This is a genomic window from Stutzerimonas stutzeri (assembly GCF_024448935.1).
Classification (GTDB): domain Bacteria; phylum Pseudomonadota; class Gammaproteobacteria; order Pseudomonadales; family Pseudomonadaceae; genus Stutzerimonas; species Stutzerimonas stutzeri_AO.
On record NZ_JAMOIE010000113.1, the window covers coordinates 1 to 13,514 of the forward strand.

Here is a 13,514-nt window from a genome sequence, read left to right on the forward strand (position 1 = left end):
TTGCAGCTTACTTCGTCAGCAGCTTCCAGGTCTTGAGCGTCCAGACCACCCGAGCCTGCTCCATGCGAGCTTCGAGCAACTCCTCATCCAATGGCTGCCCCGCCAATTCGTACAGCTTGGCCAGTTCGCCATAGAGACGGTCGGCTTCCTGCAGCTCCAGCGTGGTGCGGGCCAGGTGCAGCCAGACCAGCAGCCGCTCCATGCGCGGGCGCTGTTCCGCGAGGTCTTCAGGCTGTTGCTGATAGCGCAGCAATTGCAGTGCCTGGGCTTCCTCCCCGAGCAGGCGGGGCAACCAGTTGCCCAGCTCGGCGGCGCCCTGGCGGTTGCCACGATTGTTGCGCCCGGCGGTCCAGCCGCGCTGCAGCAGCCAGAGCGAGGCTTTCAGCGAGAACAATCCCCAGCGCGGCTGCGCCAGCTCGGCGGCAAAGGCCTCGGGTGCGCTTTTGCGTACGCTTTCGTCATCCTGTCCGGCTTCGACCCTCGGGCGCCATTCCTGGATCAATGCATCGAGTTGTTCGCGCAGTTCGCGGCTGGTGGCGCGCGGAGCGGCCTGACCGAGGCTGCCCAGCAGGGCGCGCAGCTCGACCAGTTGCTGCAGCCAGTCGCCGAGCAGTTTCCAGTGGCCGTTGAAGCGGTACTGTTCGGCCAACCGCTGGCTATTGCCCAGCAGCTGCCAGGCCAGCGCGGCGAAGGCATCATCCAAGGGCATCGTTGCGTCGAGTTGGGGTGCCGGCAGGCTCAGCGAGTAGCTGTCGGCGTCATACAGGCGATAACCGCGCTCGGCCTTGCTGATGTCGCAGGGCATCAACGGGAGCTCGGCGGCCAGCTCGGCGGCCAGTTCCAGCAGGGCCTCGGGTTCGCCCTGGCGCAGCTCCAGTTCCAGCTCGCAGATGTCCTCGCTCTGCTTGCCGACCACGACCTTGCCAAGATCCAGCGCCGCTTCGATAACCACCTTGGCTTTGCCGCGACCCCAAGCGATTTCAGCTTTTTCGCGGACGAAGTCCGTGGTGAAAATCGGCTTCAGGGTCTTCTTGTCCAGCTCGGCGAGGCTCGCCGGCCAGCAATCATCCGCGAGCTTTTTTACGTCCAGTTTGGCCTTGTCCAGGTACCAGTCCCACTCGTTGCGTTCGGAGAGCCCAGCCACGCTCTGACCGCGGCTTTTCAACGTCTGGATGAACTGCTCGCCGTCGCGACGCAGGCGCAGCGCGACCTTTGCCTGAGCCAGATCGCGCGCGGGCGTGTCAAAGTACTGGTTGAGCAATTCGTGCCGCTGCCAGCCGCTCTTGTTGCGTTTCTTCAGCAGCGGGTGCTCGCGCAGGGCCGCCAGGGTTTCGCGACTGGCGCGCAGTTTGATTTCGGTTTCTTTCTGCATGGTGCCGAGATGATGCCTATGTTTGAGTGTGACCTGCGTCACTTGGTAGCGGCCCTTTGAGGTCATCCGTATACTTGCCGCCTTCTGCAGCCGGGGTGCTCCCTATGCCAATCAATCCTTTCGTCAGCCTGTTCGGACGCTCGCCTATTGGGCCGATGCAGCAGCACATGGCTAAATCCCACGAATGTGCCGCCAATCTGGTGCCGCTGTTCCAGGCGATCACAGCCGAAGACTGGGACCGGGTCGAACAGATCCAGCAAGAGATGGCCCGACTGGAAAACGAGGCCGACAAGCTCAAGAAAAGTGTCCGTCAACACCTGCCAAAAAGCCTGTTTCTGCCGGTTCCGCGTTCGGATCTGCTGGAACTGCTGAGTGTACAGGACAAAATTGCCAACCGTGCCAAGGACATCGCCGGCCTGATGCTGGGCCGCTGCATGACCGTCCCGCCGGCGCTGCAGCCGGAAATGCTGGCCTTCGTGCAGCGCAGCGTCGACGCCAGCTGCCAGGCGCTGAAAGCGCTGAAGGAACTGGACTCGTTGCTGGAAACCGGCTTTGCCGGCCGTGAAGCCACGCTGGTCGAGAAAATGGTCGAGGAGCTCGAGGAAATCGAGCGCGAAACCGACCGCATGCAGATCACGGTTCGCCGTGCCCTGTTCAAGCTGGAAAAGGACTTGCCTCCAGTCGACGTGATGTTCCTCTACAAGATCATCGAATGGATCGGTGACGTAGCTGACCGTGCCGAGCGAGTCGGCAACCGTCTGGAACAATTGCTGGCGCGCTGAGGCGCCAGCGTCTTTTCTGGTTCAACAGGTAATTCCTTATGTCCTTTATCGCGGAATACGGCTCCGTACTTCTCGTGCTCGCCTGCGCTTTCGGTTTCTTCATGGCCTGGGGCGTAGGCGCCAATGACGTGGCCAATGCCATGGGTACCTCGGTGGGTTCCCGGGCGCTGACGATCAAGCAGGCCATCATCGTCGCGATGATCTTCGAGTTCTGCGGTGCCTACCTGGCGGGCGGCGAGGTCACCGAGACCATCAAGAACGGCATCGTCGATGCTGAAGTCATATCGCCCGATTTAATGGTGCTGGGCATGATGTCGGCGCTGCTGGCAGCCGGCACCTGGCTGATGATCGCCACCATGAAAGGCTGGCCGGTTTCCACCACGCACTCGATCATCGGTGCGGTGATCGGCTTTGCCGCGGTCGGCGTGTCTACCGATGCGGTGCACTGGGAGGCCATCGGCCCCATCGTGGCCAGCTGGGTGGTGACGCCGATGCTGTCCGGCATCGTCGCCTTTGGCCTGTTCATGAGCGTGCAGAAACTGATCATCAACACCGACGATCCGTTTCTCAATGCCAAGCGCTTCGTGCCGCTGTACATGTTCCTGACGGGGTTCATGGTTGCCTTGATGACGGTCACCAAGGGCCTCAAGCATGTCGGCCTGACCCTGAGCGGCGGCCAGGGCATCCTGTTGGCGTTCGCCATTGGCGTGCTGGTGATGCTGGCGGGGATCGCGCTGCTGTCGCGGATCAAGCTCGATGTCGAGGCTGATCGCACCTTTCACTACGCCAGCGTGGAAAAGGTGTTTGCCGTGCTGATGATCTTTACCGCCTGCTCCATGGCGTTCGCCCATGGTGCAAACGACGTGGCCAATGCGGTCGGCCCGCTGGCGGCCGTGGTCGGTGTCATCCAGTCCGGCGGCGCAGCGGAAATCGCTGCCAAGTCTCCGGTGCCGGGCTGGGTGCTGCTGCTGGGCGCCCTCGGTATCGTCATCGGTCTGGCCACCTACGGCTACAAGGTAATCGCCACGATCGGCAAGGAAATCACCGAGCTGACGCCAAGCCGTGGGTTCGCCGCTGAACTCGCGACCGCGACCACGGTGGTCGGTGCGTCCGCCATCGGCCTGCCGGTATCCACCACCCACACCCTGGTCGGTGCGGTCCTGGGCATCGGCATTGCTCGTGGCATCGGCGCACTGAACCTCGGTGTGGTCGGGTCGATCTTCATGTCCTGGCTGATCACACTGCCAGCGGGGGCCTTCCTGGCAATAGTGTTCTTCACCCTCCTCAAGGCGATCTTCGTCTGATCGACGCGCCGCCGCAGTTTTTACCCCGATGGTAAAGCTGCGGCGGCGCGTTTCGTGTTTCACTGGGTGCCTTCTTTTTCCCGTCTTTCAGGAGGCTGCTGGTGCCCATCCCCTCGCTTAAAGACCAGTTCGCCGCGCTTATTGCCGCGCCTTCGGTAAGTTGCACCCAGGCGCATTGGGATCAGACCAACCGGCCGGCCATCGACCTGCTTGCAGGCTGGCTGAGCGATCTCGGCTTTGCCTGCGAAGTGCAGGAGATCACCCCCGGCAAGTTCAACCTGCTCGCCAGCTTCGGCAGCGGCCCTGGCGGGCTGGTGCTGGCCGGGCACAGCGATACCGTGCCTTTCGATGCCGAATTGTGGACTGCCGAACCACTGCAACTGCGCGAAGCCGATGACCGCTGGTATGGCCTTGGCGTTTGCGACATGAAAGGCTTCTTCGCGCTGATCATCGAGGCGGTACTGCCGCTGCTCGATCAACCGTTCCGCCAGCCGCTGCTGATCCTGGCCACCTGCGATGAAGAAAGCTCCATGTCCGGTGCCCGCGCGCTGGCCGATGCCGGACGGCCGCTGGGGCGCGCCGCGGTGATCGGCGAGCCGACCGGGCTGCGGCCGGTGCGCCTGCACAAGGGCATCATGATGGAAGGCATCGAAATCCAGGGGCAGAGCGGGCATTCGTCCAATCCCGCTTATGGTCATAGCGCCCTGGAAGCCATGCACGACGTCATCGGCGAGCTGATGACGCTGCGCCGCGAATGGCAGGGTCAGTACAACAATCCGCTGTTCGACGTACCGCAGCCGACACTCAACCTCGGTTGCATCCACGGCGGTGACAACCCCAATCGCATCTGCGGCCAGTGCTCGCTGGAGTACGATTTGCGGCCCCTGCCGGGGATGGAGCCTGATCAGCTACGCGATGCTATCGCCGGGCGCCTGCGTCCGGTGGCTGACAGGCATCAGGTGAAGATCGACCTGGCGCCGCTGTTCCCCAGCGTACCGGCCTTCGATCAGCCTGCCGAGGCCGAGCTGGTCAAACTGGCCGAACGCCTTACCGGCCATGCCGCCGAGGCAGTGGCCTTCGCCACCGAAGCGCCTTATCTTCAGCAGCTTGGCTGCGAGACGCTGGTGCTCGGCCCGGGTGATATCGCCTGCGCGCACCAGCCGGACGAATACCTGGACCTGGACCGAATCGAACCCACCGTGAGGGTGTTGCGCGGGATGATCGAATACTATTGCCTGCAATCAGGCCGAGGATAGGAGCAGGTCTGGCGACATGATCGTAGCGTGAACCTGCTCCCTGCATCTCCATACTCGACCCGGCTTCCGGACTGAACAAAGCTGTTATCTAAGGCTTGCGCAATGCACAACTACGTCACCTGGCTTCGCGACTCATCGCCGTATATCAACTCGCATCGTGACCGCACCTTCGTCGTCATGCTGCCCGGCGATGGCCTGGAACACCCCAATTTTGCCAACATCGTTCACGATCTGGTGCTGTTGCACAGCCTAGGCGTGCGTCTGGTCCTGGCGTTCGGCTCACGTCCGCAGATCGAGGCGCGGCTGGCCGCACGGGGTATCGAGCCGCGCTTTCACCGTGACCTGCGCATCACCGACGCGGCCACGCTGGAATGCGTGATCGATGCCGTCGGGCATATGCGCATCGCCCTTGAAGCCCGTCTTTCCATGGACATGGCAGCTTCGCCCATGCAGGGCGCGCGGCTGCGGGTGGCCAGTGGCAACTTCATCACCGCGAGACCCATCGGTGTGCACGATGGCGTCGATTACCAGCACACCGGCGAAGTGCGTCGCGTTGATCGCAAAGGCATCGGCCGGCTGCTGGATGAGCGCACCATCGTGCTGCTCTCGCCGCTGGGGTATTCCCCGACCGGTGAAATCTTCAACATCGCCTGCGAAGACATCGCCACCCGTGCCGCCATCGATCTGGAAGCCGACAAGCTGGTGCTCTACGGGTCCGAGCGCGGCCTGCGTGATGAAAGCGGCAAGCTGGTGCGCGAACTGCGCCCGCCGCAGATTCCGGCGTACCTCGAGCGCCTCGTCGGCACCTACCAGGCCGAGCTGCTGGATGCCGCCGCGCAAGCCTGCAAGGGCGGTGTGCGGCGCAGCCACGTGATCAGCTATGCCGAGGACGGTTCGTTGCTCAATGAGCTGTTCACCCGCGACGGCGGTGATGGCACGCTGGTGACCCAGGAGCAGTTCGAGCAGCTGCGCGAGGCGACCATCGAGGACGTCGGGGGGTTGATTGATCTGATCACGCCGCTGGAAGAGCAGGGCATTCTGGTGCGGCGCTCACGCGAGGTGCTCGAGCGCGAGGTGGAACAGTTCAGCATCGTCGAGCGCGATGGGCTGATCATCGCCTGCGCGGCGCTCTACCCGATCGCCGATTCCGACTCGGGCGAGCTGGCCTGTCTGGCGGTCAATCCCGAATATCGCCATGGTGGGCGCGGTGACGAGTTGCTCGAGCGTATCGAGGCGCGGGCGCGCAAGTTGGGCCTGAAAACCCTGTTCGTGCTCACCACACGCACGGCGCACTGGTTCCGCGAACGCGGTTTCGAGCCTAGCGGCGTCGAGCGTCTTCCGGCGGCACGCGCATCGCTCTATAACTTCCAGCGCAATTCGAAGATCTTCGAAAAGGCGCTGTGATCGACGAAGCGGTCGTGCGCCGCCTCGAATCAGTCCGGCGTCGCGTAGGGGCTCGCTGAGCGAGCCTCGACCGCGTCTGCGGAAAATGAATAGCGGGGGTCTGGGATAAGTCCGTCGATCTGCAGAATCAGGCCGATCAGCAAGGCAATGGTGATTGCGGTGGTCAGGCTGCCCTTGCGAGCGGACACCAACAGGTCAAATAGCGACATGAATGTACCTCTCTTCTTATTGTTCTTGAGGCTTCGGCGCGCTGCATCGGCGCGACGAAGACACATAGTGGAACCCTGAGAAGGAGGGGAAAGTTCATTTCTCGCAGCGGCATTTTCAGTTGTTGGGTGGGCCGGGCGGCGCTCCGTTTCAGCCCACCAAGATCGGCGCCGCCGGGCAGAGGCCAGGCGAGAGGATGAGCGGTTTTCAGAAGCAAGCGGTGGGCTAAAGCCCACCCTACGCGGTCTTGCCGCGGCTACAGCTGCGTCAAACTGCGCTGATAGTCCTCGACGAAGCTGTCGAAGTCCTGAGTGTCCGCGGCTTCCACCTGCGCCTGCTGTGCCAGCGAACTGCGTGCGGCTTCGTCGAACCAGGCCATGTCGGCATCTGACAGCGCCCGGCTACGGAAATCGTCGGCGTGTTGACGGGTCTGCCGCAGCGCGAACTGGCTGAAGCTTTCGCCGTTGCGCTGCAGCTCGTCGAGCACGCGGGCCGAAGGCGTCAGGCTGCTGTCTGCAACCTTGGCCTGTTGCGCGGCGACGGCGCGAGCATGCTCATCACCACCGTGACTGCGGTCCAGCAGGTCGGCGACCTGGCCGATCTGCGCAATCAGCTCGTTCGCCCATTGCTGCAGGCTGACGTCTTCACCGCAGCGCCGCAGTTCAAGCCCGGGTTTGCGGCCTTCCTTGACCACGCTGAGGAAGTTGTCGCTGCTGGCCCGGCATTCGCCTTCTGCCAGGCAAGGGCTCTGCTGCAACGTGCAGAACAGCAGGAAGGCATCGAGGAACCGCGCTTCGGTGAGGTCGATACCCAGCGGCAGGAAAGGATTGATGTCCAGGCAGCGCACCTCGATGTACTGGATGCCGCGCGCTCGCAGCGCATGCAGTGGGCGCTCGCCAGTGTCGGTGACGCGCTTGGGGCGGATGTTCGAGTAGTACTCGTTCTCGATCTGCAAGACGTTGGTGTTGAGTTGTTGCCAGTTGCCGTCGGCGTCCTTGGTGCCGAGCGCCGCATACTCGGGGTAAGGCGTGGACACCGCCTCGTGCAGGCTGGTGGTGTAACTCGGCAGGTCGTCATAACAGGGCGTCAAGCCGGCCTGGGCGTTGCTCTGATAGCCCAGGTCGCTCATGCGCAGACTGGTGGCGTAGGGCAGATACAGGGTGTCTTGGTCGAGCTGCTCGAGCTGGTGCGAGCGACCGCGCATAAAGCTCGCGTCCAGCACGGGCGAGGCGCCGAACAGGTACATCAGTAGCCAGCTGTAGCGGCGGAAATTCCGAATCAGCGCGATATAGCGCCAGGACTGGTAATCCTGTTGCGAGCGTTTATCGCCTTCATCGGCCTGCAAGACAGCCCACAGCGCCTCGGGCAACGAGAAGTTGTAATGGATGCCGGCGATGCACTGCATGGTCTTGCCGTAGCGCAGCGCCAGCCCCTGGCGATAGACATATTTCAGCCGGCCGATATTGGAGCTGCCGTACTTGGCGATGGGAATCTGCGACTCGTCCGGCAGGCGGCCGGGCATCGAGGGGCTCCAGAGCAGCTCGTCGCCGAGCTTGCTGTAGGTGTAGCGATGGATCGCGTCCAGCTCGGCCAGTGTCTTGGCCGGGTCCGTTTCGGTGCCGGTAATGAACTCCAGCAGCGCTTCGGAATAGTCCGTGGTGATCTTCGGGTGGGTCAGTGCCGACCCCAGCGCGCGCGGGTGCGGGGTCAGTGCCAGCTGACCGTCGGTGTCGACGCGCAGGCATTCTCGCTCGATTCCATGCAGGCATTGCGAGAGCAGCGACAGGTTGTGGTGCTCGGCCAGCAGCGCCAGGCGGTGGGAGAGAAGATTGCTCAATTGGAATTCCTTCACGCGTCAGTCGGCACAATATGGGGCGGCGAACTACCAGCTTCAAGCTTCAAGCCTCAAGCTCCAAGCGGCAAGGGGATAACAGGGTGCGTTTACTTGCCGCCTGTAGCTTGAAACTTGCCGCTTTTACAGACAGGCGAAGGTCGCCTGCGCCTTGGCCACCAGCTTTTGCCCCTGATGGACTTCGGCTTCGAGCACCTGAGTGCGCCGGCCGCCGTGCACCACCCAGGCGCGGCAGGTCAGTTCGCCTTCGGTCACCGGGCGAATGTAGTTGACCTTGCATTCCAGGGTGACGCTGTTGGGTTCGCCGCCGTTGAGGCTGTGGCTGGCCTGGCCCATGGCGGTGTCGATCAGCGAGAACAGCGCGCCGCCGTGCAGCTTGCCGTGCAGGTTGCGCAAGCCGTCGTGCATCGCCAGGCGCAGCAGCGCCTCGCCATTGTCGGCCTTGATGATTTCCAGGCCCAACAGGCGCCCAAAGGCGCTGCTGCTGCCCACTGCCTCGACTTCGCGCATCTTATTTCCTCAGGTTCTTGGCCTTGGCGAACAACGCGGCCATGGCGTTATTGGTCGGTGCCGGCTTGGTTTCTGGTTTTGCCGCCTTGCGTTCGCCGCCACGGTTGTTGCCACTGCCGCGCATGTTGTCCGCTTTTTCGCCAGGGGTGTCGCTCATGCGCATGGACAGCCCGACGCGCTTGCGCGGAATGTCCACTTCCATGACCTTGACCTTGACGATGTCGCCCGCCTTGACCACTTCGTAGGGATCCTTGACGAACTTCTCGGACAACGCGGAGATGTGCACCAGGCCGTCCTGATGCACGCCGATGTCAACGAAGGCGCCGAAGTTGGTCACGTTGGTCACCACACCTTCGAGCACCATCCCGGGCGTGAGGTCGCTGAGCTTTTCCACGCCGTCCTGAAACTCGGCGGTCTTGAACTCGGGGCGCGGATCGCGGCCGGGTTTCTCCAGCTCTTGCAGGATGTCGCTGACGGTGACCAGACCGAAGCTCTCATCGGTGAACTGCTTGGGATCCAGGCGCTTGAGGAACGCCGAGTCACCGATCAGCGAGCGGATGTCGCGGCCAGTGTCCTGAGCCATGCGCTTGACCAGCGGATAGGTCTCGGGGTGCACCGCAGAGGCGTCCAGCGGGTTTTCGCCGTTCATCACACGGAGGAAGCCGGCGGCCTGTTCGAAGGTCTTGTCGCCCAGGCGCGGGACCTTCTTCAATTCGTTGCGCGCCTTGAACGCGCCATTGGCGTCGCGGTAGGCGACGATGTTCTGCGCCAGCGTGGCGTTCAGGCCGGAAATCCGCGCCAGCAGCGCCACCGAGGCGGTGTTGACGTCGACGCCGACGGCGTTCACGCAGTCTTCAACCACCGCATCCAGCGAGCGCGCCAGTTTCAACTGGGACACGTCGTGCTGGTACTGGCCCACGCCGATGGCCTTGGGCTCGATCTTCACCAGTTCTGCCAGCGGATCCTGCAGGCGGCGAGCGATGGACACCGCGCCACGGATCGACACGTCCAGCTCGGGGAATTCCTTGGCCGCCAGTTCGGAGGCCGAATACACCGAAGCGCCGGCTTCGGACACCATCACCTTGGTCAGCTTGAGGCACGGCACCTGTTTGATCAGGTCGGCGGCGAGCCGGTCGCTTTCACGGCTGGCGGTGCCATTGCCGATGGCGATCAGGTCGACGCTGTGCTTGGCGCAGAGTTTGGCCAACACGGCCAGGGTGCCGTCCCAATCGTTGCGCGGGGCGTGCGGGTAGACGGTGGCGGTATCGAGCAATTTGCCGGTGGCATCGACCACCGCCACCTTGCAGCCGGTGCGCAAGCCCGGATCGAGGCCCAGGGTGGCGCGCGGGCCGGCCGGTGCGGCCAGCAGCAGGTCATGCATGTTGCGCGCGAAGACGCCGATGGCATCATCCTCGGCCTTGTCGCGCAGTTCGCCGAGCAGGTCGGTTTCCAGATGCGTGTAGAGCTTGACCTTCCAGGTCCAGCGCACCACTTCGCCGAGCCACTTGTCTGCGGCACGCCCACGGTTGGCGATGCCGAAGCGCTCGCCGATCATCACTTCGCCCGGGTGCATGCTGCCAGGCGCTTCATCGCCGACTTTCAGGCTGACGCTGAGCGCGCCTTCGTTGCGCCCGCGGAAGATCGCCAGTGCGCGGTGTGACGGCGTGCTCTTGAGCGGTTCGTCGTGCTCGAAATAGTCGCTGAACTTGGCCCCTTCGGTTTCCTTGCCCGGCACCAGCCGCGCACTCAAGGTGGCGTTGTGGGTCAGAAAATCGCGCAATTTGGCCAGCAAGTTGGCGTCCTCGGCGAAACGCTCCATGAGGATGTATTTGGCGCCTTCGAGCACCGCCTTGGTGTCGGCGAAACCTTTCTCGGCATCGACGAAACGCACGGCCTCGCTTTCAGGGTCGAGCTCGGGATCAGCAAAAATCGCGTCCGCCAGTTCGCCCAGGCCGGCTTCCAGGGCGATCTGGCCCTTGGTGCGGCGCTTCTGCTTGTAGGGCAGGTAGAGGTCTTCCAGGCGAGTCTTGGTCTCGGCCAGGTCGATCTCGCGCTTCAGCTCAGGCGTGAGCTTGCCTTGTTCCTCGATGCTGGAAAGGATCGACGCGCGGCGGTCATCCAGTTCGCGCAGGTAGCGCAGGCGCTCTTCCAGCAGGCGCAGCTGGGTATCGTCCAGGCTGCCGGTGACTTCCTTGCGGTAACGGGCAATGAAGGGAACGGTGGAGCCTTCATCGAGCAGCGCCACGGTGGCGGCAACCTGTTGCGGGCGCACGCCCAATTCGGCGGCAATGCGGGAGTTGATGCTGTCCATGAACCTACCTGGGTCAGTCAAACCATGCAGGCCGGGCCTGCGCGAAAAGGCGGGATTAAAGCAGCGGCAAGCTCCTAGCGGCAAGCTTCAAGTAAACCGTGCCGACGAGCTAATCAAAATGCTTGCGGCTTGGAGCTTGCCGCTTGCCGCTGCTTCTGGGAAAAATCTGCTAACAATGGCGTCCGCTGTGCCTTCATCACTGTGCGCATAATGCGTTGACGATTTTTCCGGGAGTTTCCATGAGCAGCACTGCGCCCGCCAGCGAAGGCGAAAAGATCCTGATTGTTGACGACGATGCCCGTCTGCGGCGTCTGCTCGAGCGGTTTCTTGATGAGCAAGGCTATCGGGTGCGAACCGTGGAGAGTGCTGAACAGATGGATCGGCTGCTCAGTCGTGAGCTGTTCCATCTGGTCGTACTGGACCTGATGATGCCGGGCGAAGACGGCCTGTCCGCATGCAACCGGCTGCGTACCGGCGGCAATCAGGTCCCGATCATCATGCTCACCGCCAAGGGCGACGAGACCAGCCGGATCCAGGGGCTGGAACAGGGTGCCGATGATTACCTGGCCAAACCGTTCAATCCCCGTGAGCTGCTGGCGCGGATCCGCGCGGTACTGCGCCGCCAGGCGCCACAGGTGCCAGGTGCACCGGGCAGCGAGGATGAAACGGTGACCTTCGGTGATTACCAGCTGTTCCTCGGCACCCGTGAGCTGAAGAAGGGCGATCAGGTGCACATGCTCACCACCGGAGAATTCGCCGTGCTCAAGGCCTTGGTGCAACATGCGCGTGAGCCGCTGACCCGCGACAAGTTGATGAACCTGGCCCGTGGCCGTGAGTGGGATGCGCTGGAGCGGTCCATCGATGTGCAGATTTCCCGCTTGCGCCGGCTCATCGAGCCGGATCCGTCCAAGCCGCGCTATATCCAGACCGTCTGGGGCGTCGGCTACGTGTTCGTGCCGGATGGCAACAAGGGCTGAAAAGCCGATCAAAGCGCTGGAGGCCTGAGGCTGAACGATGGCGCTTTTCCGTCCAGCCTCAAACCTCTGGCGTTCTTGTCGGCTTTTACTTTATGAAAACCCCGCTCTGGTTCCCGCAAAGCTTTTTCGCCCGCACCCTGTGGATGGTGCTGATCGTGGTGCTGTTCTCCAAGGTACTGATGCTGGTGTACCTGATGATGAACGAGGACGTCATGGTCGATCGTCAATACAGCCACGGTGCGGCGCTGACCTTGCGTGCCTACTGGGCCGCTGACGAGGAAAACCGCGAACGCATCGCAGCGGCGGCGGGCTTGCAGCGCGTCACCATGGACGATGTGCCGCCCAGCGAATACCACTGGCCTTACACGGAAATCTTCCAGCGGCAGATGCAGGCCGAACTCGGTGTCGAAACCGATGTGCGGGTGCGTATTCAGCCTGACACGGCCATCTGGGTCCGTGCGCCAAGCCTAGGGCCGGACTGGTTGCAGGTGCCGTTGTACGCCTACCCGTTGCGCGGTCAGCGGATCTGGAGCGTGCTCGGCTGGTTTCTCGGCATTGGCCTGCTGTCCACAGCCGCCGCCTGGATCTTTGTCAGCCAGCTCAACCTGCCGCTCAAGCGCTTGGTCTATGCGGCCCGGCAGATCGGCAAGGGGCGTAGCGTGCGGTTGCCCATCAGCGACACGCCGAGCGAGATGACCGAGGTTTATCGCGCGTTCAACCAGATGGCAGAGGACGTCGAACAGGCTGGCCGCGAGCGAGAACTGATGCTCGCCGGCGTGTCGCACGACTTGCGCACGCCGCTGACGCGCTTGCGGTTGTCCCTCGAACTGATGTCCAGCGACGCCGAGCTGGCCGAGGACATGGTTCGCGATATCGAGGACATGAACGCGATTCTCGATCAGTTCCTCGCCTTCGTTCGCGATGGCAGCGACGAGCCGGTGGAAACCACCGACCTCGGCGAGCTGATCCGCGAGGTGGTGGCACCCTACAACCAGCAGCAGGAAACCGTGCGGCTGTGCGTCGAGCCGATGCCGCAACTGGCGTTACGGCGAGTTTCGATCAAGCGGCTGCTGGTGAATCTGATCGAAAATGCGCTGCGTTATGGCGGCCATGGTGTCGAAGTGGCCGCTCATGTTTCGGGTGACAGCAATGCGCCTTATGTGGTGCTCAGCGTGCTTGATCGGGGCGCGGGCATCGATCCGCGGGAGCTCGGCGAAATATTCAATCCGTTCATCCGCGGCGACAGGGCACGTGGCGGGCAGGGTGCCGGGCTGGGGCTGGCGATCGTCAAGCGGATCGCTTCGCAACATGGTGGTGTGATCGAGTTACGCAACCGCGAAGGCGGCGGGCTCGAGGCGCGGGTGAGTCTGCCGTTGGGGTTGTTGCTGCCGAGGGATGCGATCAAAGCGTAACGACGATAACAGCGCTGGAGGCAGTAAGGCTGGACAAAAAAGCGGCGGCAGGCTCTCAAGCTTCAAGCTTCAAGAAAAAGCAGAAAGCGCTTGTGACGCAGGGAAGTCCGAGCAAAACTCTGTCCAG

11 protein-coding genes are annotated in these 13,514 nt (G+C 62.9%); 6 read left to right on the top strand and 5 right to left on the bottom strand.

Annotation, left to right across the window (positions count from 1 at the left end):
* Positions 1-7 precede the first annotated feature (7 nt).
* Positions 8-1,372: an inorganic triphosphatase gene (locus NA637_RS22020; RefSeq protein ID WP_256074656.1), complete on the bottom strand. Its 1,365-nt coding sequence runs from the start codon at positions 1,370-1,372 to the stop codon at positions 8-10.
* A gap of 104 nt (positions 1,373-1,476) precedes the next feature.
* Between NA637_RS22020 and NA637_RS22025 the strand changes: the two genes are divergently transcribed.
* The 4 genes from NA637_RS22025 (at position 1,477) to argA (ending at position 6,118) form a co-directional block, all read left to right on the top strand.
* On the top strand, positions 1,477-2,154 hold the full coding sequence (locus NA637_RS22025; RefSeq protein ID WP_256074657.1) for a TIGR00153 family protein: 678 nt from the start codon (positions 1,477-1,479) through the stop codon (positions 2,152-2,154).
* 38 nt (positions 2,155-2,192) lie between these two features.
* Positions 2,193-3,458, top strand: coding sequence for an inorganic phosphate transporter (locus NA637_RS22030; RefSeq protein WP_256074658.1), 1,266 nt, complete (start codon positions 2,193-2,195; stop codon positions 3,456-3,458).
* 101 nt (positions 3,459-3,559) lie between these two features.
* Positions 3,560-4,714 carry an acetylornithine deacetylase gene (argE, locus tag NA637_RS22035; protein ID WP_256074659.1) on the top strand — a complete coding sequence of 385 codons (1,155 nt, stop codon included), beginning with the start codon at positions 3,560-3,562 and terminating at the stop codon, positions 4,712-4,714.
* Between the two features lie 102 nt (positions 4,715-4,816).
* Positions 4,817-6,118, top strand: coding sequence for an amino-acid N-acetyltransferase (gene argA / locus NA637_RS22040; protein ID WP_256074660.1), 1,302 nt, complete (start codon positions 4,817-4,819; stop codon positions 6,116-6,118).
* A 29-nt stretch (positions 6,119-6,147) separates the two neighbouring features.
* On the opposite strand, the gene NA637_RS22045 is transcribed toward argA, so the two are convergent.
* The 4 genes from NA637_RS22045 to NA637_RS22060 all read right to left on the bottom strand — a co-directional run bounded on the left by NA637_RS22045 (position 6,148) and on the right by NA637_RS22060 (position 10,998).
* The gene (locus NA637_RS22045) at positions 6,148-6,327 is read right to left on the bottom strand and encodes a hypothetical protein (RefSeq protein WP_256074661.1); all 180 of its coding nucleotides are present in this window, start codon (positions 6,325-6,327) and stop codon (positions 6,148-6,150) included.
* Between the two features lie 254 nt (positions 6,328-6,581).
* Positions 6,582-8,162 (bottom strand): glutamate--cysteine ligase, encoded by a 1,581-nt coding sequence (gene gshA, locus NA637_RS22050; RefSeq protein ID WP_256074662.1) that lies wholly within the window; start codon positions 8,160-8,162, stop codon positions 6,582-6,584.
* Positions 8,163-8,300: 138 nt separating this feature from the next.
* Positions 8,301-8,687 carry a PaaI family thioesterase gene (locus NA637_RS22055; RefSeq protein WP_256074663.1) on the bottom strand — a complete coding sequence of 129 codons (387 nt, stop codon included), beginning with the start codon at positions 8,685-8,687 and terminating at the stop codon, positions 8,301-8,303.
* 1 nt (position 8,688) lies between these two features.
* Positions 8,689-10,998 carry a Tex family protein gene (locus tag NA637_RS22060; protein WP_256074664.1) on the bottom strand — a complete coding sequence of 770 codons (2,310 nt, stop codon included), beginning with the start codon at positions 10,996-10,998 and terminating at the stop codon, positions 8,689-8,691.
* A gap of 239 nt (positions 10,999-11,237) precedes the next feature.
* Between NA637_RS22060 and ompR the strand changes: the two genes are divergently transcribed.
* Complete coding sequence (ompR, locus tag NA637_RS22065; RefSeq protein ID WP_256074665.1) at positions 11,238-11,975, top strand: two-component system response regulator OmpR; 738 nt, start codon at positions 11,238-11,240, stop codon at positions 11,973-11,975.
* 92 nt (positions 11,976-12,067) lie between these two features.
* A complete protein-coding gene (locus NA637_RS22070; protein ID WP_256074666.1) occupies positions 12,068-13,387 on the top strand; it encodes an ATP-binding protein in 1,320 nt (439 codons plus the stop codon).
* Positions 13,388-13,514 lie beyond the last annotated feature (127 nt).

What these genes read in the sequence shown, in the direction of transcription:
- NA637_RS22055 (WP_256074663.1), bottom strand. Translation starts at nt 8,687, where the DNA reads ATGCGCGAAGTCGAGGCAGTGGGCAGCAGCAGCGCCTTTGGGCGCCTG.
- NA637_RS22025 (WP_256074657.1), top strand. Translation starts at nt 1,477, where the DNA reads ATGCCAATCAATCCTTTCGTCAGCCTGTTCGGACGCTCGCCTATTGGG.
- NA637_RS22070 (WP_256074666.1), top strand. Translation starts at nt 12,068, where the DNA reads ATGAAAACCCCGCTCTGGTTCCCGCAAAGCTTTTTCGCCCGCACCCTG.
- argA (WP_256074660.1), top strand. Translation starts at nt 4,817, where the DNA reads ATGCACAACTACGTCACCTGGCTTCGCGACTCATCGCCGTATATCAAC.
- NA637_RS22045 (WP_256074661.1), bottom strand. Translation starts at nt 6,327, where the DNA reads ATGTCGCTATTTGACCTGTTGGTGTCCGCTCGCAAGGGCAGCCTGACC.
- NA637_RS22020 (WP_256074656.1), bottom strand. Translation starts at nt 1,372, where the DNA reads ATGCAGAAAGAAACCGAAATCAAACTGCGCGCCAGTCGCGAAACCCTG.
- NA637_RS22060 (WP_256074664.1), bottom strand. Translation starts at nt 10,998, where the DNA reads ATGGACAGCATCAACTCCCGCATTGCCGCCGAATTGGGCGTGCGCCCG.
- NA637_RS22030 (WP_256074658.1), top strand. Translation starts at nt 2,193, where the DNA reads ATGTCCTTTATCGCGGAATACGGCTCCGTACTTCTCGTGCTCGCCTGC.
- ompR (WP_256074665.1), top strand. Translation starts at nt 11,238, where the DNA reads ATGAGCAGCACTGCGCCCGCCAGCGAAGGCGAAAAGATCCTGATTGTT.